At 65.4% G+C, this 22,489-nt stretch carries 17 protein-coding genes; 10 read left to right on the top strand and 7 right to left on the bottom strand.

Annotated features, from left to right (window positions below):
• The first annotated feature begins 124 nt into the window (after window positions 1–124).
• Window positions 125–1,186 carry an LLM class flavin-dependent oxidoreductase gene (locus ACIBJI_RS05160; RefSeq protein WP_364340600.1) on the top strand — a complete coding sequence of 354 codons (1,062 nt, stop codon included), beginning with the start codon at window positions 125–127 and terminating at the stop codon, window positions 1,184–1,186.
• Here ACIBJI_RS05160 and ACIBJI_RS05155 read toward each other — a convergent pair.
• Window positions 1,147–2,196, bottom strand: a complete 1,050-nt coding sequence (locus ACIBJI_RS05155) for a fused (3R)-hydroxyacyl-ACP dehydratase subunits HadA/HadB (RefSeq protein ID WP_364340602.1) — start codon at window positions 2,194–2,196, stop codon at window positions 1,147–1,149. The genes ACIBJI_RS05160 and ACIBJI_RS05155 overlap by 40 nt on opposite strands.
• Before the next feature lie 23 nt (window positions 2,197–2,219).
• Entirely contained in the window at window positions 2,220–2,870 is a 651-nt protein-coding gene (locus ACIBJI_RS05150) for a YdcF family protein (RefSeq protein WP_364340604.1), read from the bottom strand.
• A gap of 337 nt (window positions 2,871–3,207) precedes the next feature.
• Here ACIBJI_RS05150 and ACIBJI_RS05145 point away from each other — a divergent pair, with 337 nt between their 5' ends.
• Together ACIBJI_RS05145 and ACIBJI_RS05140 are read left to right on the top strand one after the other, a co-directional pair.
• Window positions 3,208–4,416, top strand: a complete 1,209-nt coding sequence (locus ACIBJI_RS05145) for an alpha/beta fold hydrolase (RefSeq protein WP_364340606.1) — start codon at window positions 3,208–3,210, stop codon at window positions 4,414–4,416.
• Window positions 4,417–4,775: 359 nt separating this feature from the next.
• The gene (locus ACIBJI_RS05140) at window positions 4,776–5,576 is read left to right on the top strand and encodes a VOC family protein (protein WP_364340608.1); all 801 of its coding nucleotides are present in this window, start codon (window positions 4,776–4,778) and stop codon (window positions 5,574–5,576) included.
• A 124-nt stretch (window positions 5,577–5,700) separates the two neighbouring features.
• On the opposite strand, the gene ACIBJI_RS05135 is transcribed toward ACIBJI_RS05140, so the two are convergent.
• Complete coding sequence (locus ACIBJI_RS05135; protein WP_364340610.1) at window positions 5,701–5,916, bottom strand: hypothetical protein; 216 nt, start codon at window positions 5,914–5,916, stop codon at window positions 5,701–5,703.
• A 278-nt stretch (window positions 5,917–6,194) separates the two neighbouring features.
• On the opposite strand from ACIBJI_RS05135, the gene ACIBJI_RS05130 reads away from it, so the two are divergent.
• On the top strand, window positions 6,195–7,253 hold the full coding sequence (locus ACIBJI_RS05130; protein ID WP_397083722.1) for a protein kinase family protein: 1,059 nt from the start codon (window positions 6,195–6,197) through the stop codon (window positions 7,251–7,253).
• A gap of 291 nt (window positions 7,254–7,544) precedes the next feature.
• On the opposite strand, the gene ACIBJI_RS05125 is transcribed toward ACIBJI_RS05130, so the two are convergent.
• The 3 genes from ACIBJI_RS05125 to ACIBJI_RS05115 all read right to left on the bottom strand — a co-directional run bounded on the left by ACIBJI_RS05125 (window position 7,545) and on the right by ACIBJI_RS05115 (window position 9,871).
• Entirely contained in the window at window positions 7,545–8,996 is a 1,452-nt protein-coding gene (locus ACIBJI_RS05125) for an amidase (RefSeq protein WP_364340614.1), read from the bottom strand.
• A gap of 235 nt (window positions 8,997–9,231) precedes the next feature.
• Window positions 9,232–9,369: a hypothetical protein gene (locus tag ACIBJI_RS05120; protein WP_364340616.1), complete on the bottom strand. Its 138-nt coding sequence runs from the start codon at window positions 9,367–9,369 to the stop codon at window positions 9,232–9,234.
• A 115-nt stretch (window positions 9,370–9,484) separates the two neighbouring features.
• Entirely contained in the window at window positions 9,485–9,871 is a 387-nt protein-coding gene (locus tag ACIBJI_RS05115; RefSeq protein WP_364340618.1) for a ketosteroid isomerase family protein, read from the bottom strand.
• Between the two features lie 234 nt (window positions 9,872–10,105).
• On the opposite strand from ACIBJI_RS05115, the gene ACIBJI_RS05110 reads away from it, so the two are divergent.
• On the top strand, window positions 10,106–11,122 hold the full coding sequence (locus ACIBJI_RS05110; RefSeq protein WP_364340620.1) for an alpha/beta hydrolase family protein: 1,017 nt from the start codon (window positions 10,106–10,108) through the stop codon (window positions 11,120–11,122).
• Window positions 11,123–11,206: 84 nt separating this feature from the next.
• On the opposite strand, the gene ACIBJI_RS05105 is transcribed toward ACIBJI_RS05110, so the two are convergent.
• On the bottom strand, window positions 11,207–12,424 hold the full coding sequence (locus tag ACIBJI_RS05105) for a helix-turn-helix domain-containing protein (protein ID WP_364340622.1): 1,218 nt from the start codon (window positions 12,422–12,424) through the stop codon (window positions 11,207–11,209).
• Between the two features lie 828 nt (window positions 12,425–13,252).
• Here ACIBJI_RS05105 and ACIBJI_RS05100 point away from each other — a divergent pair.
• From ACIBJI_RS05100 to ACIBJI_RS05080, 5 genes are read left to right on the top strand one after another with little or no spacing between them, the layout of a single operon-like run.
• The gene (locus ACIBJI_RS05100; protein ID WP_364340624.1) at window positions 13,253–13,516 is read left to right on the top strand and encodes an acyl carrier protein; all 264 of its coding nucleotides are present in this window, start codon (window positions 13,253–13,255) and stop codon (window positions 13,514–13,516) included.
• A gap of 3 nt (window positions 13,517–13,519) precedes the next feature.
• Window positions 13,520–19,519, top strand: coding sequence for an aminotransferase class III-fold pyridoxal phosphate-dependent enzyme (locus ACIBJI_RS05095; RefSeq protein WP_397083121.1), 6,000 nt, complete (start codon window positions 13,520–13,522; stop codon window positions 19,517–19,519).
• Window positions 19,516–20,355, top strand: coding sequence for a hypothetical protein (locus ACIBJI_RS05090; RefSeq protein ID WP_364340628.1), 840 nt, complete (start codon window positions 19,516–19,518; stop codon window positions 20,353–20,355). Before ACIBJI_RS05095 ends, ACIBJI_RS05090 begins: the two co-directional genes overlap by 4 nt.
• Window positions 20,352–20,606, top strand: a complete 255-nt coding sequence (locus ACIBJI_RS05085) for an acyl carrier protein (protein WP_364340630.1) — start codon at window positions 20,352–20,354, stop codon at window positions 20,604–20,606. The genes ACIBJI_RS05090 and ACIBJI_RS05085 overlap by 4 nt, the downstream gene beginning before the upstream one ends.
• The gene (locus ACIBJI_RS05080; RefSeq protein ID WP_364340632.1) at window positions 20,603–22,318 is read left to right on the top strand and encodes a fatty acyl-AMP ligase; all 1,716 of its coding nucleotides are present in this window, start codon (window positions 20,603–20,605) and stop codon (window positions 22,316–22,318) included. Before ACIBJI_RS05085 ends, ACIBJI_RS05080 begins: the two co-directional genes overlap by 4 nt.
• Window positions 22,319–22,489 lie beyond the last annotated feature (171 nt).

Below are 22,489 nucleotides of genomic sequence, written 5' to 3'. Positions count from 1 at the left end.
GAGCCGCGATACGCGTCGACGACCGCAGGACCGGCTACCAGTTTACGCAGGTGTGATTTCCATTCTTTCATCCAGAACCATCCGTGCGGTGGAATGCGGCGGGGCCCGGGGTGTTGACACAGGTATGACTTCGGAACTCGATCAGGTGCGGTTTTCGATCCTGGATCGCTCGCGCGTCCGACGCGGTCAGAGCCATCCGGAGGCACTGCGGGAGACCGTGGAGTTCGCGCGCTTGGCCGAGGACTGGGGATATCACCGGTTCTGGGTCTCTGAGCACCACAGTGTGCCCGGGGTCGCGGGCTCGGCGCCGACCGTGCTGGCCGCGGCCGCGGCGGCGGCGACCTCGCGGATCCGGATCGGCACCGGCGGGGTGATGCTGCCGAACCATCAACCATTGGTCGTCGCCGAGCAATTCGGGGTCTTGGAATCGCTGTATCCGGGACGGATCGATATGGGGCTCGGCCGCTCGGTCGGCTTCACCGACGGCGTGCGGCGGGCACTCGGACACGGCAAGAGCGATGCCGACGATTTCGATCAGCAACTCACCGATGTCCTCGAATACTTCACGCGCGGCAAGTCGGGTGTGCACGCTTGGCCCGCGGAGGGGCTGCGGGTACCCGCATTCCTGTTGGCGACCGGATCCGGCGCGGAACGGGCAGCGCGTTTCGGTTTGCCGCTGGTTATCGCCTCGATCGCTGGACCGGACCGCATGGCCGAGGCGATCGAGCGCTACCGCGCGGGGTTCCGCCCGACGCCATGGGGAACCGAACCGTATGTCGTCGTTTCCGGCGCGGTCGTGATCGCCGACACCACCGAGGAAGCCTATCGGCTATTGCTACCCGAGGCGTGGTCGAGCGCGTATTCCCGGACGCGCGGCGAATTTCCGGTGCTGATTCCACCTGCGGAGATCGAATCCATGACGATGACCGACCGGGAACGACGGATCTTCGACGAGGCGCTGCGCGACCATATCCACGGCACCGAGGACGAGGTCGCCGACGCATTGGCGGCCTTGGTCGCGCGCACCGGCGCGGACGAAATCCTGGTCCACACCAGCACTTACGACCGCGCCGCGCGGCTGGACTCGCATCGCAGACTCGCGCGGCTGCGCTCCAGCCCGCCGGCTGCCGTCACCGGGACCGGACTTCAACCCCGTTCGGGGAATAGGACTTCCGCGGCGGCGTAGCCGAAAAGCCGACGGCCATGCGACCTTGCGTCCAGTGCGACGGTGGCCTTGCGGTGATGCGTATCGAGTGAAGTTATCCGGCCACGGAATTCGATGGCGCTGGCCTGCCACGGCGGAATACGCAGATAGTGCGTGTAATGCGCGAACTGGGCGCGGAATCGGGTGGCGGCCGCCGGATCGCCGAGCCAGCCGCCGAGATATCCAGCGGCCAGACCGAGTTTGAGCATGCCGGGGACGACGACGGTCGGCAGACCGTTCGCGGTGGCGGCTTGCTCGCTGAACAACCCCGGATCGGCATCACCGGTCACCCCGGCGTAATCGACCAGATCACCGCGCGACAGCTGAACGACCCGGGCCGGTAACTCCGTACCGACCGATAGCGATTCGAAATCGACCGTGGTGCAAGGTATCCGAGATGAGATCGGTGCCACGAGACCGTCGCCTTCGGCCGGAACAACGATCTCAGGCGTATATGGCGCATCGAGGGAATCCATGGCGATCCGGCCGACCCGCTGCGCCAACCCGGCACTCTGGGGGCCGCGCGTCAGCAGGGCCGTGGAACCGGTCTGCACCACCTCGCCGTGCTGATCGGTCAGTACGCTCTTGACCGCGAGCACGTCGTAATCGGCGAAATGATGGAATGATTCGAAATAGACATCACAGGTGATCCGGTCACCGGCGACCAGCGGCCTGCCGATATCGAGCACCTGGTCCGCATGCAGAATCCGGTGTGAATCGTACCCGGTGATGAGGGTATCGAGTATTTCGCGGTGGGCCCGCAGCAGGATTATCGAGGCGAATGTCGGCGGGGCGATCAACCCGCCGAAGCCGAGCTGCGCGGCCGCCTCCTCACTCCAATGCGCGGGGTGGAAATTCTTTGTCGCGCGTGCGAATTCGCGGATCTTTTCCCGCCCGACCTCGTAGGTGGCGGCGGATCGATATCGATGGTCGAGTAACGTGCGGGCCTGGTCCGCAGGATCTGTAGCGGCATCAACGGCGCCATTGTTCATATTCGCTCCTGTATTGCTGTGGTTCAGAATCTGGGCCCGAACTCCCAAACGAGTGGCGGTACCTTTTCCGGAGTGAGCGTGGCGACGACGGCTACGCCCGCATCGCCGAAAAGAGCTGCGGCTCGGTCGATATGGTCGGCGGAGGTCACTACAACGGCGTCACGCATGCCGATATCGTGCATGACCCGAGCCGAACGTTCGGCATTCTGCGCGGTGGACACCGCTTCGGGCTCGATATGGATGCGCTCGGCCGGAATGCCGTGTCCGATAAGCCAATCCGCCATCGCCTGCGCCTCGGTGACACCGTTGCGCGGATTCCCGCCGGTCACGATGATCGGTGACAGCGGAGCCAGCAGGGCCTGCGCATATCCGGCGTGCAGCCGGCTGACCAATTCCGGTCGCATCTCGCCATCGGGTAGCAGTCCGTAGCCGAGCACCACGATCGCGGTCTGCGGTCCGCGGAAGCCGAGCGGCTGTGTCGAGGGCGCGGGTTCGGTTGGCGGCCAACCGAATAGCATCCCCCGTGGCTGCTCGGCCGCGCCGCCGGCATCGGCGACCGCTGGCGGGCTGTGCAGCAATGCCGACGCCACCGTCGCGGCGCCGAGCAGCGTCCCCGCGGTCATCCGCGCGATGCCGCGGCCGAAGCGGACGGTGGATTCGATCGGATCGAACATGGCAGCTCCACTCATTAGCCGTCGGGTGGCCGCCGACGGCGGGGAAAACGTGGAACCATGGTCTTCTCGAATGTTCTGAATTCCTCGTAATCCGTTGGTGATCTGGAGAATTCACCGAATTCGATCGTCTGAATTGTGGCCGTCGCCGCGACACCGGAAACCGCGATTGTGCCGCACCCCTAATAGGGGCAAAGCCGTTTGGTGAGGTGTCCAGTTACGTTGCCGCCGCATGGGTTTCACCAGCACCCGGCTTTAGCGTTGCCGCAGTTTCAGTGCCGTTGACCGACTTACCTCGGCGCTGCGACTCGAACGCTGACGTTCTCCAGGAAGGCATGTCATGAAACGAAGTAGATGCGGTCGGTCGGTCAGCGCCGCGGTGATGATGGGCGTCTCGGTGCTCGCCATGAGTGTGACCGGGGTCGCAGCCAATGCGAATCCCGATCCGGCGCCAACGGAGCAGACTCTGGCCGACTACATCGCCGCGGGCCGGAAGGCGGCGCCGGTGGCCGACTCCGGCAGCGCGGGCAGTTCGGGTTCGGCCTGCACCTCGGGCAGCGGTGCGGGATCGGGCAATGGCTCCGGTGATTGCTACGGTGGCTCCGGCAGCAGCTCGGGATCATCGGGCGGATACGCCAGTGACACAGTGGGTTACGGCCCGCCGAGCACAGCGTGGCTGGCCGCGTTCGGCTACGGTCTGCTGAATCCCGATGTCGCACCGCCCGGCACCAACGACTGGAACTGCAAGCCGACCGCCGAACATCCGCGCCCAGTAGTCGCACTGCACGGCACCTGGATGAACGCCTACAACGGGTTCGCCTACATGGGCCAGCCGATGAAGGATGCGGGCTTCTGCGTCTTCACCTTCAACTACGGACGTTCGAATCTGCTGGAAGGCGGCGGTCTCGGATCGGTGCTGCCCGGTGTGATGGGCACCGGCTACATCCAGGATTCGGCCAAACAGGTCGCAGCCTTCGTCGATCGAGTACTCGCCGCGACCGGCGCGTCGGAGGTCGATATCGTCGCCCACTCGCAGGGCGGTTCGTTGGCCAACTGGTACACCAAGTTCGAGGGTGGTGCGGCCAAGGTGAAGAATCTGGTCACCTTCGGTGCCACCCACCACGGCACCAGCCTCGACGGCATCGGCGCATTGGGCCGGGCCATCAACAACTTCGGTATCGACATTCTCGGCTTCATCGAGATCTTCGTCGGTCACGCGGGCATCCAGCAGACCATCGGCTCCGATTTCGTGAACCAGCTCAACGCGAACGGCGACACCGTCCCCGGTGTCGACTACACCGTGGTCGGAACTCGCTACGACGAGGTCACCAACCCCTACGACCTGACTTTCCTGAAGGCGGGTCCGGGCTCGACCGTCCACAACATCACCTTGCAGGACGGTTGCGAACAGGACCTGTCCGATCACCTGACGATGATGTACTCGCCGCGCGCGCTGTCGATCGCGCTCAACGCGCTCGACCCGGCCGCTCATCCGAATCTGGACTGCGCCTTCAACCCGTGGTTGATCGGCGGTGGCGGCAAGCTGTGACATCCGAGTAGGCGTGCACCGCGGCCGAACAGGACGAACCCCGACTCCCGAGCCTGTTCGGCGGGTGCGCCCACCGCGACGCGATCCCGTCCCGTTGAAACGGATTCCTATCCCGCCTCCTTTTCCCGGTCGGTGCAGGCGCGTGGCGGCGTGCCCACCGGGCCGATTCCGCACAATCGGCCCGGTGGGCATTCGGTTGTCGTGACCCGTTGCGGTGACGGTAAACGTTCAGCAAACTCCAGACACCGGCAAGGAGATGCTGGTTCACTACTAGAAGGCAGTGTGACCGGCACCTTCTCGGGTGGGCTCGGTACGCCCGCCCGCGACCTTTGGCAACCGACGAGTGAACGGAGATATCGATGCCTGTTCGAAGCACACCTTGGTCCGAGGGCACCCCGTGTTGGGTCGATTGCCAGGTCGACGACCCGGTGAAGGCGAGCGAGTTCTACGCCGATCTGTTCGGCTGGACCATCGACGGCGGTGGGGACGATGCGGGCGGATATCTGATGGGGATGAAGGGCACGGATGCGGTCGCCGGAATCGGCCCGAAACCGCAGGCCGAGATGCCCTCGGTGTGGACGACCTACCTCGCCGCCGACAATGCCGACGCGATCGCAAAGAAGGTGGGCGCGGCCGGTGGTCAGGTGGTCATGCCCCCGCTCGACGTGCTCGACGCCGGGCGCATGTTCATCGGAATCGACACCGTCGGCGCGGCCTTCGGCGTCTGGCAGGCGCGTGCGCACAACGGCGCCGCCGTCCACAACGAGCACGGTGCCTACTGTTGGAATGAACTGCACACCCGCCAGCTCGACACCGCGAAGAAGTTCTACGCCGACGTCTTCGGCTTCACCTACGCCGACATCGGCGACGGTAAGAACATGATCTACGCGATGTTCACCCCGCGCGGCGGCGAACAGCCCGCCGGCGGTATGAACGACGACACCGTGATGCCCGGCGATCCCATGCCCAGCTACTGGCTGACCTGGTTCCAGTTCGACGACGTCGACGCCGGGGTGGCGCGGGCTTCCGAGCTCGGCGCGAGGGTCCTGATGCCCGCCTCCGACTCGCCGGCCGGCCGGATGGCGATGGTCGCGGCGCCACAGGGCGAGGTGTTCGGACTCATCGATACCAACGTGACGGTCGGGGATATGCCGCAGTAACGAGCGCGGCACGTTCGGGTCCTCTCGGGCCGGCGTCGGCGCCGCCGGCGTCGGAACCGGCCGCGCCCGCTGTCTTCGTGCGTTCATTCCGCTGATCCGCCGCGACGGACAAACTCTTGTGTTCTCATGGTGCACAAGACCTTCCAGCAATGGACCCGAGCGCGGGCATACCGAGATCGGTTCCCGCCGACCGCCGTTGGAGCGAAGCGTCGATCTGGCTGAGCTTGTCCTCGACACCGCTGTAGCTGACTTGCAGGAGGCCCTCGACTTCGCCGAGCCAGCCCTCGCGTTTGGCCTCGATGATGCGGGCTTCGAGGTTGTCGCGGATCTCTTCCGCCAAGCGCGCTGCTTCGATGCTGACGTTGAGGAGTCGACTGACGACGGCGGGGACTGTGAACGCAACGGCTCTGTCCCACTTTCGACTCTGTCTCACGCTCGGTGGTAACGCCAAGCAACTGAGGTCACCATGTGTCGGTGCGTGAGGTGCCGAGGGTGCTCGGTGTCGACGATTTCGCGCTTCTGCGTCGTCACCGGTATGCCAGTATCGTGATCGATGCTGCAGTGACGTCCTGTTCACCTGACGCGGCGATATCCGGCGACGCGGCGACGAGCCGTGACATGTCGCGCCCGGCGCGCCTGCGCGCTCACAGCGCTGTCTCCACGGCCCTGGCGTTGCACAGCGATCATGCGTTGCGTGAGCTCGTGGATGCGGCCGTGCCGATCGGCGTCGGTATCGGCGGGAAGTCGGCGCTGCTGGAGGTCGCCGGAACCCCGGTTTTCGTGAAGCGAGTGCCTCTCACCGATCTGGAACGACAGCCGGAGCATGTCCGGTCCACGGCGAACCTGTTCGATGTGCCGCTGTTCTACCATTACGGCGTTGGCCTCATCGGCGGGGCGGGCTTCGGGGCTTGGCGCGAGCTCGCCGTGCACACCATGACGACGAACTGGGTGCTCGCCGCCGAACACGAGGGCTTCCCGCTGATGTATCACTGGCGGGTGTTGCCGGACACGACGCCGCTGCCGGAGGAGCTCGCCGACATCGATCGCGTCGTCGCCTACTGGGACGGCCGACCGCAGGTACGTCACCGAATCGAGGCCCTCCGAGACTCTTCGGCGAGCATCGCGCTGTTCCTGGAGTACATCCCGCAGACCCTGCACGAGTGGCTGAACGTCCAGATCGAGGCGGGCGACGAGGCCACCGACCGGGCCTGCGCCGTGGTGGAGCGGGAACTGGCCGCTGGCATCGCGTTCATGAACAGCCGTGGGCTGCTGCACCTCGACGCGCACTTCGAGAACATCCTGACCGACGGTCAACGCCTCTACTTCGGCGACTACGGCCTCGCGCTCTCCTCGGGGTTCGATCTCTCGCCGGAGGAGGCCGCGTTCTTCGACCAGAACCAGAGCTACGACCGCGGCTATACCGCCACCTACCTGGTGAACTGGCTGGTCACCGCCCTGTACGGGCTCCGGAGGGAGGACCGGGAGGCGCGCGCCACGATGGTGCGCGCCTTCGCCGAGGGCAAGCCGCCGGAGGGCATCCCTGAGGAGGCCGCCACGGTCCTCACCCGGCACGCGCCGATCGCCGCGGCGATGTCCGCGTTCATGCGTGCGTTCCAGCAGGGGAGCCGGAACACCCCGTATCCGGACGAGGAGATCCGCCGCCTGCTGGGCGGCTAGGCCTCTGTGCTCGTTCAGCCCGTATGACGGACCCGGAAGCGGGGGCTCGGCGGGATCCCGGTCGACGACCTGGACGGGCGGCCATACCCATGTTCGTGCGTCGATCTGCGATCGATGCTGCACCGCAGTGTATTTCGTGTCGCAAACCGCCCTGAATGCGGCAATACCGTGCGTTGCCGCGAACGCCCCGTGGCAATGGCGGATGTCGACTTCTGCAACGATTCTCGGGTCGTCGTGGTCGGTTGCGATTTCTACGGCGCCTCGTCCTGGGTGGACACCCGGTGGTGCGGGTTACTTCGGTGCCTGGAAGCCGCCGATCTTGTGCTCGAGTAGTTCGGCCAGCCGCAGTGGGGTGCGGTCCTCGAACATCGGACCGATGAGCTGCACGCCCACCGGCAGCCCCTCGGGGGACCGGCCCGCGGGTATGGCGGTGGCGGGCAGGCCGGGCATGGTCGCCACACCGGCCCAGACGAGCTGGTCGAAGTACGGGTACTCGACGCCGTCGATGTCGATGTGCCGGTTCTCCAGACCTCCGTTGTGGTCGTGTGGGAAGGCGGGAGTGGGCGTGATGGGGCACACCACGGCGTCGAACTCGGCGAAGAGCTGCCGCCAGCCGTGGCGGTGGAGTTCGCGACGGTTGTTCGCCTCGACCCAGTCGCGGTGGCTGAGCACCATGCCGCGCAGCCGCGCCGCATCGAGACTCCGGTCGTCCGCGCTCAGGGCGGCGGCGTGGGTCTGCAGCTGTTCGTACACGTCGACGGAAAGACTTGTGGCGGCGTTCGACAGCATCAGCAGCATGTAGAGCGTCGCCGCTTCGGTCGGATCGGGCAGCAGCGGACTGCGCCGTTCGACGCGGGCGCCCGCGTCGACGAGCGCCTCGGCGACCCTGTTCACGCCCGCCCGCACCGCCGATCCGGTCGGAATGAGCGGATGGTCCTCGATGATCAGGACACGGAAGTCGGCCAGCCGCTCGTGGCGCGCGGGCGGCAGTGCGACGTCGTAGGCGACGCCGTGGGTCAGCGGGTCCGGTCCGGCCATTACGTCCAACAGCAGCGTCAGGTCGCGGGCGGTGCGCGCCATCGGGCCGACGACGGCGAGGTCGAGGTCGATCGGCATTGCCGGTGCGGGCGGCGCGACCATGCCGCGGGTCGGCGCCAGCCCGAGTGTCGGCTTGTGTGCGTAGATGCCGCAGAAATGCGCGGGGGTGCGCAGCGAACCGGCGAGGTCGGAGCCGATGGACAGCGCGCCGAATCCGCACGCCAGGGCCGCCGCCGAACCGCCGGACGACCCACCCGACGTGCGGCCGTGATCCCACGGATTGTTGGTGGTGCCGTAGATCTCGTTGAAGCTCTGGATATCTCGCAGCGTCAACGGCACATTGGTCTTACCGAGGATCACCGCGCCGGCGGCCTTCAACCGCGACACCTGTACCGCGTCCTCGGCCGGTATATAGTCCCGCTGCGCTGGGATGCCCCAGGTCGTGGGCAGCCCGGCGATGTCGTAGGACTCCTTGACCGTTACCGGAATGCCGAGCAGCGGCCGGTCCTCGCCGCGGGCGCGCGCCTGGTCGGCAGCGCGTGCGGCGGCCCGCGCATTGTCGAAGTCCGGTACACAGATCGCGTTGATCGCCTTGTCGTCGCGCTCGATCCGGGCGATCGCCTCGTCGGTCAGTTCCTCCGAGGTCACCGCACCGGCACGCAAGGCAGCTGAAAGCTCTTCGGCCGACTGAAAATTCCACTCCATGAATCCGACGTTATTGGCCTGCGGCGGAGGACATAAAATGCCGCTTCGCACAACGGGAAAGTCGAACGGACTACCTGCATTGGTGAAGTCACGCACTCGTTGTGCCATCGAGGACGGTCCACCCCAGGTCACAGCGTCGGCAGTGGGCCAACTCCACTAGCACAGGACATGAAATTCCGCTTCGCACAACGGGATAGATGTCTCAATGCTCATCATGTTCGTCTCCGGCCACGGACTATTCGCCCGGCCGCCGGCCATGGCGACGCGCGGCGGGATCGGTGTCGGCCTGGAAGTTCAGGAGACCTTCATCGGACACCCGCGCGTACTCCGCGAGGCTGCGAACCGCCGTGTACCCGGACAGCTTCATCAGCATCGGTATGTCCGGTCCTGCCGGGCAGAAGCGCGCGACCTGAGAACGCACGCTTCAGCTGAAGCCAATTTGTGGCATCGCGTGACACGAAGGTCTGGCGGGATCGTCCAATCGCGATCTAGATGCCTTGGAAGGTCTGGTCGGCGATCATCGAGGAGCTGTTCAGCGTGAATGATGTCTCGAACGGACGAGCATCTGGAGTTCCGTCCAGCATGAGATTTCCAGTCGCCCGAAGAAGCGTAGAGGAAGCGATGTCTGACTGGACATCGATCGCGTTGACGTTGTACCCAGCCTGCGGGAATCGGACGAGCTGCTCGAAGATCGCCGTCGTGCCCACGTACGGAGTGTCCCCGACTGTGAGTTGCGCATCCTCGGCATACCAAAGCTCCAGTGTGCTCTGTCGGGCCGTGAGCTGCGCGAAGTAGAGGGTGGTGAAACTCCGTCCTCTCGAACGCTGAAACCGGACTGCCTCGAGATCCCGTTCTCGGTGCGGCGTGGCTGACATTTCGGTCTGGTCGTAGCGGCTAGAGCCGTCCCGGCTCGTTATGTCGTACCCCTAGCAGTGCGGAGCCCAGTCATGAGGTGTCCAGACCCTGTCGGTCCGCATTTGCCGCGGAGTTCTGCGGTTCTAGCGTTGGCGCAGTTTCGGCGCCGTTGATCAACATGAGTGGCGGCTGCCGAGGAATAGCGCGCTTCTGCAGGAAGGAAAGCAATGGGACCCAGGTGGGAACGATCGGCCATGAGCGGCTTGGAAATACTGTGTGGTCGTTGGGTGCATGCGCTGGCGGTGGTTGCCGTTGCCGCGGGTGTGGTCGTGGTGCCGTCGGTCGCGAATGCTGATGCGCCGTCGTCGATCACCGGGTCGTGGGCTGAGGATGATCGTACGGTGCAGTTGCGGGTGTATTCCGCTGCGATGCAACAGGACATCATGGTGAAGGTGTTGCGTCCGGCGGATCGGTCGACACCGCGGCCGACGTTGTATCTGCTGAATGGGGGTGGGGGTGGGCAGGACAGTGCGACCTGGCAGAAGAACACCGATGTGCTGAGGTTTCTCGCCGACAAAGACGTGAATGTGGTGCAGCCGGTGGGTGGTAAGTGGAGCTACTACACAGACTGGCGTGCGCCGGATCCGAAACTTGGTCTGTACAAGTGGAAGACGTTCCTCACCGAGGAGTTGCCGCCGCTGATCGATGCCGAACTCGATACCACCGGCGTCAATGCGATCGCGGGGCTGTCCACTTCGGGCACTTCGGTTTTGCAGTTGCCGATCGCGAAACCTGGTTTGTACCAGGCGGTTGCGGCTTACAGCGGTTGTGCGCAGATCAGTGATCCGATCGGGCAGCAGTTCGTGAAGCTCGCGGTGGAGGGTTGGGGCGGCGGCGATACGATGAATATGTATGGGCCGTCGAATGATCCGATGTGGGCGGCCAACGATCCGTACCTGCATGCAGAGCGGTTGCGCGGCATCCACCTGTTCATCTCTACCGGTACGGGCGTGCCCGGCATGTACGACGTCTACGACGGTACCCACATGCAGCCCGGGCCGCGTGGGTTCTTCAATCAGCTGGTGATCGGCGGTGTCATCGAATCCGCGGTGAGCTGGTGCACCCAGAACCTGCGCACCAGACTCGATCAACTGGGCATCCCGGCCACCTACGACTTCCAGCCCACTGGGACCCACTCGTGGGGGTATTGGCAAGAGGCACTGAAGACTTCGTGGCCGGTGCTGGCCGCGGGGCTCGGCCTACCTTCGTGATCGGCGCACCCGCCTGACACTGAAAGGCCCGCCGGGCGATCCTCCGGCGGGCCTTTCGGTATCACGAGTGTACGGGCGTCTTTATCAGGTGCGGTACGTGCGCGCGACCAGAGCAGAGCGCAGGTACCACAGCCCGGACGGCTGTGACGGGTCGAAGCCGGTGAGTTGTCCGATGCGCTTGAGCCGGTAATCGACCGTATTGGTGTGCACGTGCAGCACCCGGGCGGTGCGCTGGCGGTTGAGGTTATTGGCGATGTGGCGCTGCAGCGTCTCCAGCAGTTCGGGGTGTTCGTCCAGGGGGTCCAGCAGCGAACCGAGGTATTCGCGGCCTGGGCCCGGCCGGGTGAGCTGATATTCGAGGGCGAGTTCGTCGAAGCGGTAGAGCCCGGCCACCGCCTGCAGCCGCTGCACCATGTCCAGGAGTTCGTGGGCCTGGTCGGCGGCGTTCGGAATCTGTTCCGGCGTGGCCACGACCATGGTCGCGGTAATGCCGACCTGCGCGGCGTGCGCGAGCCTGACCACCACCGCGTCGAGTTCGTCGTTGTCGAATTGGGCCGAGGGGATCAGCACGGTGCCGCCGTCCACGCTCAGCAGCGACAGCGCGCTCGCTCCACATTGCGTGGCGAGTTCGGCCTGCAGCCGACGTAACTTGCGCCGGGCCACCACCTGGGCGTCGAGCATCGGATTGTGCTCGTCGCGATGCGCTGGAATGGCAACGGCGAGAACGTCATACGACTCCGCGATGGCAATACCGCATTCGCGGGCCATGGTCGAGGTGCTGTGCCCGCCGAGCAGCGCGGAAGTGAGCGTGTGCACGGCAGTGTGGTGCTCGCTGACGACGGCACGCAGCTCGCGGATGTAGGCCACCGAGATCGCCGAGGTGAGCTTATCGAGCAGTTCGATGACCATCTTGGCGCCGTCGACGAGATTGTCGTAGTCCTTGATCGTCGCACTGGACACCACCAGCTGGAGGCCCATCTGGAAGCCCTCGTGGATGGAATGCAGGATGGTGTCGATGGGCACGCCTTCGCGGGCCCAGCCCGCGGCATGGTCCTCGAGCCGCTGCACCTTCTCCGGGATGTCCTTGCCGTCGAGCATGCTGACCGCGATTTCGAGGCAGACGCGGGTGCTGGCGGTGAAATCGCCGGTAATGGCATCACCTGGCATCGTCGAGCAGGGGATGACGTTGTCCACGAAGTGGCCGACCATCTGTCGGGACAGCGCGCGGACATCCTTGAGTGGGGACGACATCGGCTTGCCCGAAAGGGTCAGGGTCGGCCTGATCGAGTGGTCGACGGGCATTGGCGACTCCTATTCGGCCACGGGTGTAGCTGTGTGGAGCATTCACACTAACTGCCCGAAGGGGCGTGTGGACTGGTTCGCATGGTTCTGTGAGAGTGCGCTATCCGGGCGGTCGGGCGCTTGTGACCGGTCACAGTGCGTCAGAGGAGCTACCGGCCGGTAATGAGAGCCGTCACATCTGCCGCCGGGACCAGAAGTTAGCCGGAAGTTCGGGCATGACGCAGGACCGGTTACCCGAGGTAAAAAAGGCGTTACGTGACTTTGTATTCCGCGCGAAATGTGCTAGAGCCCAGTGCAAAACAAAAGTACCGATGGGTCGGTTCGGAAACTCTGCATTCCACTCGGTGAACCGGGTGTGAACAGCGCATTTATTGACAGATGATTCCGCACCGCGGCGGGTGGGCGAATTGACGAATTATCTGTGACGGTGAACCGCGGAATGTATTGTCTCAGACGCAGCCTCGTCGGGTCCCATTTTTGGGCGACCTAGCCGAGTGCTTCGCATGTCGCATGACCGAATTAGCGAAACAGTTGCTGAAAGTTCGACCGCGCTCTGAGTCGGCGCTATTCACATTGCCAGTCGGAAATCGGCGGTGTACAGATGTGTGCATGCACCACTGTGATTGCTGACAGTTGTGCATATGGACGAAATATCGGACGTGACAGTCCTGATTGCCGTATCGGAGGGCAAGTGATCGCAGTCTCGGCTGACCGAGAATTCCGCGCTGACCAGCGAATATTACTGGCAAACGCGACGGATTCGATGGTTTGCACCCGCGTTGCGCGCAGGGTGTACGCGGCAGGTTCGAGCGCGTCGGAGGACGTGCGATGACCGGGTTGCATGATGTCGGTACACGGGTGCGTGAACTCTTTTCACGGGGATTGCAGGTGCCGTCGATCGATGTGAATACGCCGTTGCTGGATTATGGCTTGGACTCGGTCCGCTCAGCGGAACTCGTCATCGAACTCGAGCGTGCGTTCGGTATCGAGATCTCCGATGCCGAGGCCACGACCCTGCATACCGCGCGCGACGTAATCGACTGTGTGGTCGCCAAGTGTGCAGCCGACCGGAACTCTGGAATCGGAGCATAAGTCGTGTCGGCAGGCGTTCTGTTTTCGAAACAAATAAATTCCTCCGCCATTGTTTCCGAAGACGAATTATTCGATGACTTCGCCCGGCACAACCGTCCTGGACTGGCTCGGCTGCTACGCGCCTGCCATCTGGATGTCGTGTACGCGGGCGCCGAAAGTGACTACCTGATCCGGCCGGATGGGACCCGGGTTCTGGATCTTGTCGGCGGTTTCGGTGCGGCGCTGTTCGGGCACAACCATCCGGCGTTGGTGCGGGTGGCGACCGCGCAACTCAATCAGCAGATGCCGTTCGTCTCCCAGGGCAGTGTCCGGCCGGGGGCCGCCCGACTTGCCCGAAGACTTTCGGAGGCGGTGGCCGCCGAGAGCGGTCGCGAGCACGTGGTGACCTTCGGGTCCACCGGCGCCGATGCGGTGGAGGCGGCGATCCGGCACGCGGCGGTGGCGCATGCCCGCGCCCTCGACGATCTGGAGACCGAACTGCGGCGCGGCCTGCGCCGGGTTCGGCGCGACGGCCTGCACGATGTTCGTCCGATTGCCGCGGCCGACAACGGATCCGACGACGATGGCCGCTCGGTCGCCGAGATTCTCACCGAATCGCTGCGGGAGATAGACGAATTGCGGCGGTGCGGACCGGTTTTCGTCTCGCTGACCGGTGCCTTCCATGGCAAGACAGCCGGTGCCTTCGCCCTGACCGAGCAGGCCGATACGCCCGCGGACCTGGTGGTGCCCGGCCCGGAGCGGCGCAGGCTCGACACCTGGGACCCGGACGCGGTGGCCAATGCGTTCGCCGAGGAACTGCGGCCGGTATGCCGGATTACCTTCGATGGCGCGGGTCGGCCGGTGCGATCGTGGACCACGATCTCGCCGATCGCCGCGGTATTCACCGAGCCGATCCAGGGTGAGGGCGGTGTCCGGGAGGTTCCGGCCGCGACGCTGCTGGCACTGCGCGAGTTGGCCGATCGGCACACGGCGGCCTTGGTATTCGATGAGATCCAGTCGGGCATGGGCCGCACCGGAACATTCCTCGCCTCATCACCGTCGCAGGTGAGCGCGGACTACTACCTGCTCTCGAAATCGCTGGGCGGTGGGCTGGTGAAGATCTCCGCCCTGCTGGTCGACCGGCAACGCTCGATTGCCGACTTCGGCCGGTACCACACCTCGACCTTCGCCGATGACGATCTGTCCTGCGCGGTCGCCGACGCGGCACTGGACCTGTTGCGGGACAACCAGCTCCGGATCGCCGATACCGGCGCGCGGCTGCGATCGCGGCTCGACGCGGTGGCGCGGCGCTGGCCCGAGGAGATCGTCGCCGTGCGGGGGCGCGGGCTGTTGCAGGGCATCGAATTGTCGCCACCGGAACCGACATCCGCACTGCTGCGCGAGATCTGCGATCCGGAAATGTTCGGGTATGTGGTGGCGGGTTATCTGCTGCATGCCCACCGAATTCGCATGCTGCCAACACTTTCCGCGCCGACCACACTGCGCATTCAGCCCTCGGCGTTCCTCGCCGCCGCCGAGCTGGACCGGCTGACAGCGGCGCTCGACGATCTCGCCGCACTGATGCACCGCGGCGACTACGCCCGACTGCTCGCACACTTGGCCGCACCGGTCAGCACGAATTGGCCGGTGCCGGAACGCAGGTCGCCATCGCGGCGGCGCACCAACGAGGTCGCCCGCGACTGGAACGCCCCGACCAGGGTCGTGTTCCTGGCCAATCTGCCCGACGCCGCGGATCTGCGCAGATTCGCACCGGAACTGTCCGAATGGTCCGACGGCCAATTCGCCGCCCTGTTCGAACGGTTGCGCGGGGTGGCTGAACCCTTCGAACTGACCAGACAGATCGTCACGTCGCCGACGGGCGCAGCGGTCGAGGTATGCCTGATCGCGGTGCCGATTTCGGCCGAACAGATCATCGAATGCCAGCGCGCCGGACATCGCGCCTGGCTGCGCGATCTGGTGCTGGAGGCGGTGGAGCATGCAATCACGTTGGGCGCCAGCGTAATCGGTCTCGGTGGGTACACCTCCATCGTCACCAATGCCTCGCGCGATGTCGTGGAGGACGCCGTCAAGGTGACTTCTGGTAATTCGCTCACCGCGGCCTGTGCCTACGAAATGGTTCGCGCCGAACTAGCCCGCCTCGAACCGGGGCAGCGCCGGATCGGTGTTCTCGGTGCGCTCGGCAATATCGGCGCGGTGATGGCGGAACTGCTTGTGCCGCTGGCTGATTCGGTGACCCTGGTCGGGCGTGCCGGGTCGGCGTCCCGGCTCGAGCGGGTGGCCGCGAGTCTGCCCGGCGTGGTGACGGTCAGTGAGGACCTGACCGCCCTGCGTACCTGTCGCATTGTCCTCACCGCCACGAATTCGGCCGTGCCCGTGGTCACCGCCGAAGCACTGGCCGACGACCATCCGGTGCTCGTGGTCGATCTCGCGGTCCCCGGCGATGTGGCACCCGCGGTGTCCCAGCAACCGAATATCACCCTGGTCTCAGGCGGCCGCATGGCGCTGCCGCTGGGCCAGACACCCCCGTTTCCCGAAACCGGGCTGCCCGCCGGGGTCGTCTACGCGTGTATGGCCGAAACCGTACTGCTCGGTTTCGAACCGCGCACGGCGAGTCCGTCCTATGGCGGCCTGACCGTGGCAGGCGTACGCGCCGCCCGCGACCTGGCCGCCCGTCACGATGTGCGCCCGGTTCTGCTTCCGACAGGAGCTTCCACCGTGTCCGAAACTCCCACCGCAGCTCCATTCGCCCCGATGTTCCTCGGCGCGGCCGATTTCGCACCGGACCACGCCGGCGGCAAGGCAGGGACTCTGCACGAACTGATCGTGGCCGGATTCGAGGTGCCGCCCGGCTTCGTCGTCACGGCCGATCTCGATCTGGCCGAGGTATCCGATGACGACCTGAAAGGCTGGGTCCGGGCGCTGGGCGGCTTCCCGGTCGCCGCGCGTTCGAGTGGTGTGCTCGAAGATCTCGATGACGCGAGTTTCGCCGGTCAGTACGAGTCGTACCTCGATATCACCGATGTCACGACCCTGCGCAAACATATCGAGCAGTGCCGAGAGTCGGTGCACAACGAGCGAGTTCGCACCTATCTGGCCAGGCGCGGCTATCACGAGGCCGGCGCCCCGGTCGCCGTTCTGGTGCAGCGTATGGTCGACGCGCGTTGTGCCGGTGTCGGTTTCAGCATCGACGCGCTCACTGGCATCGAGGACCACGCGGTGGTCGAAGCCTGCCGCGGACTCGGCGAACGACTCGTCTCCGGACATGTCACGCCGACCAGATACACACTGCGACTGTTCGACGGCGCGGTGGTCGAGCGGGCGGCGGGTGATGAGGATGTCGAGCTGAATGCCACCGCCACAGCCGAACTCGCCGCCCTCATGCTCGCGGTGCAGGCGCACCGGCACCGCCCGCAGGATATCGAATGGGCCATCGACGGCGACGGGAAACTGTGGCTGCTGCAGGCGCGGGCCATTACCGCGATCACCTGGCGTACCGATATCGACCAGTTCTCCGATGCCGATCTACGCGATGGCGGCGTCTCGGCGCGGGTCTGCACGCCGATGATGTTCTCGTTGTACGACAACGCTTTCCAGTACTCGATGCAGCGGTTCTTCGAGCGGTTGAAGCTCGCCGAACCGGGCGTGGAACCGGACTGGATGGCCATGTACTACGGCCGCGCCTACTGGAATGTCAGTGCGGTGAAGAAGTGCTTCTTCCGCATCCCCGGCTTCGACGAACAGCATTTCGATGACGACCTCGGTGTGCTCAACGACTACGGTCCCAACGGTCCGCACCGCACCCCGACGAATGCGAAGACGATCGCCAGGGCGCTGCCCGCGGCGCTGGCCGTGCAGAAGAGCTACCAGGATCAACTGGCTGCGGTCGACGCATTCGCAGCGGAATGGCCCGCGAAATACGCGGTGTGGCGCGAGCGAGTACGCGAACTGCCACAGACCGACCAGGCCACCTTCGTCGCGGATCTGGCGGACTGCCTGCTCACCTTCCATGCCGCCACCGAGCGCACCTACTTCACCACCATCTACAACAACTCCAGCGTCCAGACCGACTTCAAGCAACTGCTCGACAAGGTGGATGCCGCGACCGGCGCGACCACCTCGGCCATCGACCTGATGGGCGGGCTCGCCGATATCAGCCATATGCAGTTGCAGCGCGGCATCGTCGAATTGCACCGGGTAGCAAGCGATCACGGCCTCGACAGTCCCGAGTGGGTTGAGGCGCTCGGTGCCTTCCTCGACGAGCAGGGCTTCCATGCCGACGCGGAGCTGGACCTCACCAGCCCGCGCTGGTCGGAGGCGCCCGAGCGGGTGCGCTCGATGATCGCGGTCATGCTCGAACACGGCAACCCGCCCGCGGATCCGGATGTGACGCTGGTGGATCAGCGCAAACGCTACGAAGACGAACTCGCCGGGGTGCGCGCGCGGGTACGGGCCAAGCCGCTCGCACGGGTGAAGCACGCCAAGGCTTTGGATAAGCAGGTCGAGCGGATGCGCCGGTATCTCGTCGCGCGCGAGCGCATGCGGGAGTTCTCGTCGCAGTGCTACGCGGTCGTGCGCGCGTATGTCGTGGAGGCGGGGGTACGCCTGGCTGCGGCCGGCACGCTCGAGCAGGCCGATGATGTGTTCCAGCTGTCGATCCATGAGCTGTGCGATTTCACGGCCGGGCGGGTGGATATCTCGACGCTCGCACCGCAGATCGTGTATCGCCGTGCGGTGTACGCGGGCTACCGGGACCTGGTACCACCGCATGAGCTCGGCGGCGGAGTCACCGTGGGCGCGGTTCGCGAGATCGGCGAGGGCGATCTGACCGGACTCGGCTGCAGTCCCGGCATCGCGGAGGGCACCGCGCGAGTGATCACTTCGCTGGCCGATATCGACCAGCTGCGCGAGGGAGACATCCTCGTAACTCGGTTTACCGATCCTGGGTGGACACCCGCGCTCGGGTTGGTTTCCGCCGTGGTGACCGAAGTGGGCGGCATGCTCTCGCACGCGGCGGTAATCGGGCGCGAATACGGAATACCGGCGGTGCTGAATGTCGCGGGTGCGACAACCGCAATCCGCTCTGGTCAGCGGATCCGAGTCGACGGCGGTGTGGGGGTCATCAGCGTGCTGGAGGCTTCGTCCGAGCCGGTTGCGCCGCCGTCCGGTCGAGGCAACCACGCGCAAACTTTCGATGTCAGCGCGGAACCGCAGCAGGCGCGGGAGCGTCCGCGCCCGGTCCCCGACGTGCCGCAGGCACCCGAACCGGGTGAGCCCGCCGCGCCTGTGCGTGCGGTGCCGAGACTGCCAACTGAGCCCAAGCAACAACCCCAGCCCCCGGAGCGCCCACGCCCGGCGGCCACCAGAACGGATGAACCACTGACCGCACGCAAACGCCTGATCTGCATCGCCGGTGCCGACGGATCGGGCAAGACCACCCAAGTGGCCCGCATCGCCGCGGAATTCGAGGCGCAGGGCCAAAGCGTTGCCGCCGTGACCATTTGGGACGCATTCCTCGATCCGAAGGTCTCCTCGAAGCTGCCGTGGCGCAGTCCGGCCGAGATCTACGGCTACCTGAAACTGCTGTCCCCGCTGAGTCGCGCGCACTTCCTGTTCCACGCCATGCAGTTGTCCTTCGACCTCGCCGCCGAACGCGGTTCGGACATCCTGTTGGCAAATGCCTACTGGTACAAGTACTTCGCCACCGAAGTCGCGCACGGCGGCGATCCGGCGGTGCTGCGCAAGCTGGCGGCTGGATTCCCGGAACCCGATCGCACCTTCTATCTCGCGGTGAGTCCACAGGACGCATTGGGGCGCAAGCAGTTGCGCAGCGACTACGAGAGCGGCTACGGCGATGAGGAGACCTTCCTGACCTTCCAGCGGCGCAGTCACGATGCGCTGGAGGCCTTGTCGGAGGAATTCGGGTGGATCCGCCTGGACGGTACCGACACCCCCGCCGACATCACCAAGGCCGTTCTCGCTCAACTGCGGGAGGACGACCGGTGACCCGCCGCGTCGCGATCGTCGGCATCGATGGTTCGGGCAAATCCTCGGTCATGGCGCGGCTGCGCGAATTGGCCCCGGGTACCGGCTCTTTCGCCTCGATGACCTGCCCGGACTTCCACAACACCAGGAATGTGCCGTTGACGGATCTTTCCGAGCAGCTCAAGGCCTTCAGCATCGGATGCGATGAAATCGGCAGCCTGGAAATGAAGGCCACCGCGATGTATCTGCAGATGACGCTGTTCGGTCCGGTCGAGCGGCATTTCCTGACCACCTGGTCGCCGGATGTGCTGGTATTCGAGCGGCATCCGCTGATCGAATTGCTGGTCTACGGCCCGCTGTATGTCGCGCTGGCTCGCCCGGAATGGAACGGTCTCGATCGCGCCGAGGAGATCGCGGCCGTGTTGGAGTGCCACCGGCCGGGCACCTTCGACGACATCCTCGCTTGGCAGCGGTCGGAATCCACCCGGCTCGGCAGCTCCCCGAATATCTGGGACCTGCTGTCGGAGATCGCGGATCTGGTGCGCCGCGACATTACCGAAACCGTCCCCGGCTTCGCCGAACGCTTTCGCACCACACTGCCCGACGCCGTGCTGTGGCTGGACGCACCACCGGTACAGGCCGCGGCACGGTGCGCGCAACGTTCGGGAAACGGGCCGAAAGAGGCCCATGAAACAGCAGAGCGGCTCGGAGCCCTGCGTGAGGGATATCTACAGGTGCGCGACACCCTCGCGGTGGCCTTCCCCGAAGTGGGATTCCACCGCATCGACACCGGCGACGGCGTCGATCTCGAGGAGTCGGTCCGCGCCTGCGTGACCGAAGGGAAGTTACTCGGGTGAGTACACAGGCAAGTACCCCGGCCACCGAGATCGAGGCGCGGGTGCGCGCCATTGTCGGTGAGGTGCTGTGGGTTTCGGCGGACGAGATCGACGCGTCCGCGCAATTGATCGACTACGGACTGGATTCGCCGACCGCGATCGAGCTGACCATTCAGCTGGAGCAGGCATTCGGCATCGTCATTCCGGAAGATGCTGCGGCACAGTTGAATACCGTCGGCGAGATCGTGCGTTACGTGCGAGGTGAGCAGTGACGGCATTGGTTCCTCAGCACCCGACGATCGTGCATGCGCTACTGGCCAATGCCGGGAGTGCAGCGTTGGCACCGTCGACGATTTTCGTACCGGAGCGCGGCGACTCGGACGGTGAAATTGCCTGGCGGCATGATGATCTCGCGTCCGCAGCAGGCAGGACCGCGGCGGCGTTGGCCGCCGAGGGTGTCGAGCCGGGGGATCGGGTGATGCTGTGTCTGCCCACCTCCCCGGAGTTCGTCACGGCGTTCTTCGGTGCGCTGCTGCTCGGTGCGGTGCCGACCGCGGTGGCGACGCCGGGCGGGTTCGGTTCGGCGGATATTTTCCGCGACAAGTTCACTCGGCTACTCAGTTATCTGGAACCAGCGGCGGTGGTCGCGACCCGGTCGGTACTCGCAGGGGGAGAACTGCCGGACGCCGTGGCCGCCATCGATGGCGATGTACTGCACGCCTGGGCTTGTTCACCCGACGCGCCGACGCTGGCACCCAGACTCCCCGAACCGGAGGATCTGGCATTCATCCAGGCGACCTCCGGTTCGACGGGAACACCGAAGGGCGTGCAGATCACCCACGCGAATCTGGCGGCCAACTGCGAACAGATCGCACAGGCAGCCGCGATGGGTGCGGGTGACACGTGGGTCGGCTGGCTACCGCTGCATCACGATATGGGCCTGATCGGCGGATTCCTGACGCCGGTATTCCGCGGCATCGATGCGGTGCTCATGCCACCGAGCCGATTCCTGCGCAGTCCGGGGGACTGGCTGCGTGCGGTCGGCCGGTATCGCGGGACATTCACGGCGGCACCGAATTTCGCGTACGGATATGCGGCGGCCCGGGTTGCCGACGCCGAACTCGAGGGCGTGGATCTGTCGAGTTGGCGGTTCCTGTTCTGCGGCGCCGAGCCGATCCATCCGCCGACCGTGCAGAGCTTCGTAGACCGGTTCGCGGCTTGGGGACTGCCGAAAGACGCGCTGGTGCCCTGCTACGGCATGGCCGAGGCATCCCTTGCGGTCACCGTGAACCGCCCGCACGCGCCGGTTGCCTACGACTCGGTGTCACGTCGCGCGCTGACCGGAAACGGTGTGGCCCTGGATATTTCGGAAGACGACGTCGATGCGATGAATATCGTCGACTGCGGCGCACCGCTGCCCGGTACCGAGGTGCGCATCGTCGACGCGGACGGCGTGGTGTGCGGTGCGGACGTCGTCGGTCGCATCCAATTCCGCGGCCCGTCGATGACCATCGGCTATTTCCGGCTGCCCGAAGAGACCGCAGCGGCCACTCGGGACGGCTGGTGGGACACCGGCGATATCGGCTACCTCCGCGACGGTCGGCTGCGCATCACCGGCAGGCACAAAGACCTGATCATCATCCGCGGCGCGAACTACCTGCCCACCGATTTCGAGCTCGCCGCACAGGAAGTCGCTGGTGTGCGGCTAGGTGGTGTCGCGGCCGTTGGTCACTCCGATATCCGAGGGCTTTCGGAGGAATTGCATCTCATCGTCGAATCCGGTGCGGAGGCAACCGAACACGACGCTTTGCGCCGAGCGGTGCGCGTCGCGGTGAGCAAGCGCACCGGTGTGCTGCCCGCCGGGGTTCGGGTGGTGCCGCCGCGCAGCATTCCGAAGACCACGAGCGGCAAGGTGCAACGCGCGGAGGCCCGGCGGCTGTTCCTGGTCGCGGACGATCTGGTCGGTGCCGGGGGCGCGGCATGAGCGAGCGCAGTGAGCGAACAATCAACACAGCCGTGATCACGGTCATGATGGAGCCGATCGTGAGCGAGGCGCAGTCATGAGCGAGCGCAGTGAGCGAACAATCAACACAGCCGTGATCACGGTCATGATGGAGCCGATCGTGAGCGAGGCGCAGTCATGAGCGAGCGCAGT

Source organism: Nocardia sp. NPDC050408 (assembly GCF_044458905.1).
GTDB lineage: Bacteria > Actinomycetota > Actinomycetes > Mycobacteriales > Mycobacteriaceae > Nocardia.
This window is presented reverse-complemented; position numbering and strand designations above follow the sequence as displayed.

What these genes read in the sequence shown, in the direction of transcription:
- ACIBJI_RS05160 (WP_364340600.1), top strand. Translation starts at nt 125, where the DNA reads ATGACTTCGGAACTCGATCAGGTGCGGTTTTCGATCCTGGATCGCTCG.
- ACIBJI_RS05155 (WP_364340602.1), bottom strand. Translation starts at nt 2,196, where the DNA reads ATGAACAATGGCGCCGTTGATGCCGCTACAGATCCTGCGGACCAGGCC.
- ACIBJI_RS05150 (WP_364340604.1), bottom strand. Translation starts at nt 2,870, where the DNA reads ATGTTCGATCCGATCGAATCCACCGTCCGCTTCGGCCGCGGCATCGCG.
- ACIBJI_RS05145 (WP_364340606.1), top strand. Translation starts at nt 3,208, where the DNA reads ATGAAACGAAGTAGATGCGGTCGGTCGGTCAGCGCCGCGGTGATGATG.
- ACIBJI_RS05140 (WP_364340608.1), top strand. Translation starts at nt 4,776, where the DNA reads ATGCCTGTTCGAAGCACACCTTGGTCCGAGGGCACCCCGTGTTGGGTC.
- ACIBJI_RS05130 (WP_397083722.1), top strand. Translation starts at nt 6,195, where the DNA reads ATGTCGCGCCCGGCGCGCCTGCGCGCTCACAGCGCTGTCTCCACGGCC.
- ACIBJI_RS05125 (WP_364340614.1), bottom strand. Translation starts at nt 8,996, where the DNA reads ATGGAGTGGAATTTTCAGTCGGCCGAAGAGCTTTCAGCTGCCTTGCGT.
- ACIBJI_RS05120 (WP_364340616.1), bottom strand. Translation starts at nt 9,369, where the DNA reads ATGCTGATGAAGCTGTCCGGGTACACGGCGGTTCGCAGCCTCGCGGAG.
- ACIBJI_RS05115 (WP_364340618.1), bottom strand. Translation starts at nt 9,871, where the DNA reads ATGTCAGCCACGCCGCACCGAGAACGGGATCTCGAGGCAGTCCGGTTT.
- ACIBJI_RS05110 (WP_364340620.1), top strand. Translation starts at nt 10,106, where the DNA reads ATGAGCGGCTTGGAAATACTGTGTGGTCGTTGGGTGCATGCGCTGGCG.
- ACIBJI_RS05105 (WP_364340622.1), bottom strand. Translation starts at nt 12,424, where the DNA reads ATGCCCGTCGACCACTCGATCAGGCCGACCCTGACCCTTTCGGGCAAG.
- ACIBJI_RS05100 (WP_364340624.1), top strand. Translation starts at nt 13,253, where the DNA reads ATGACCGGGTTGCATGATGTCGGTACACGGGTGCGTGAACTCTTTTCA.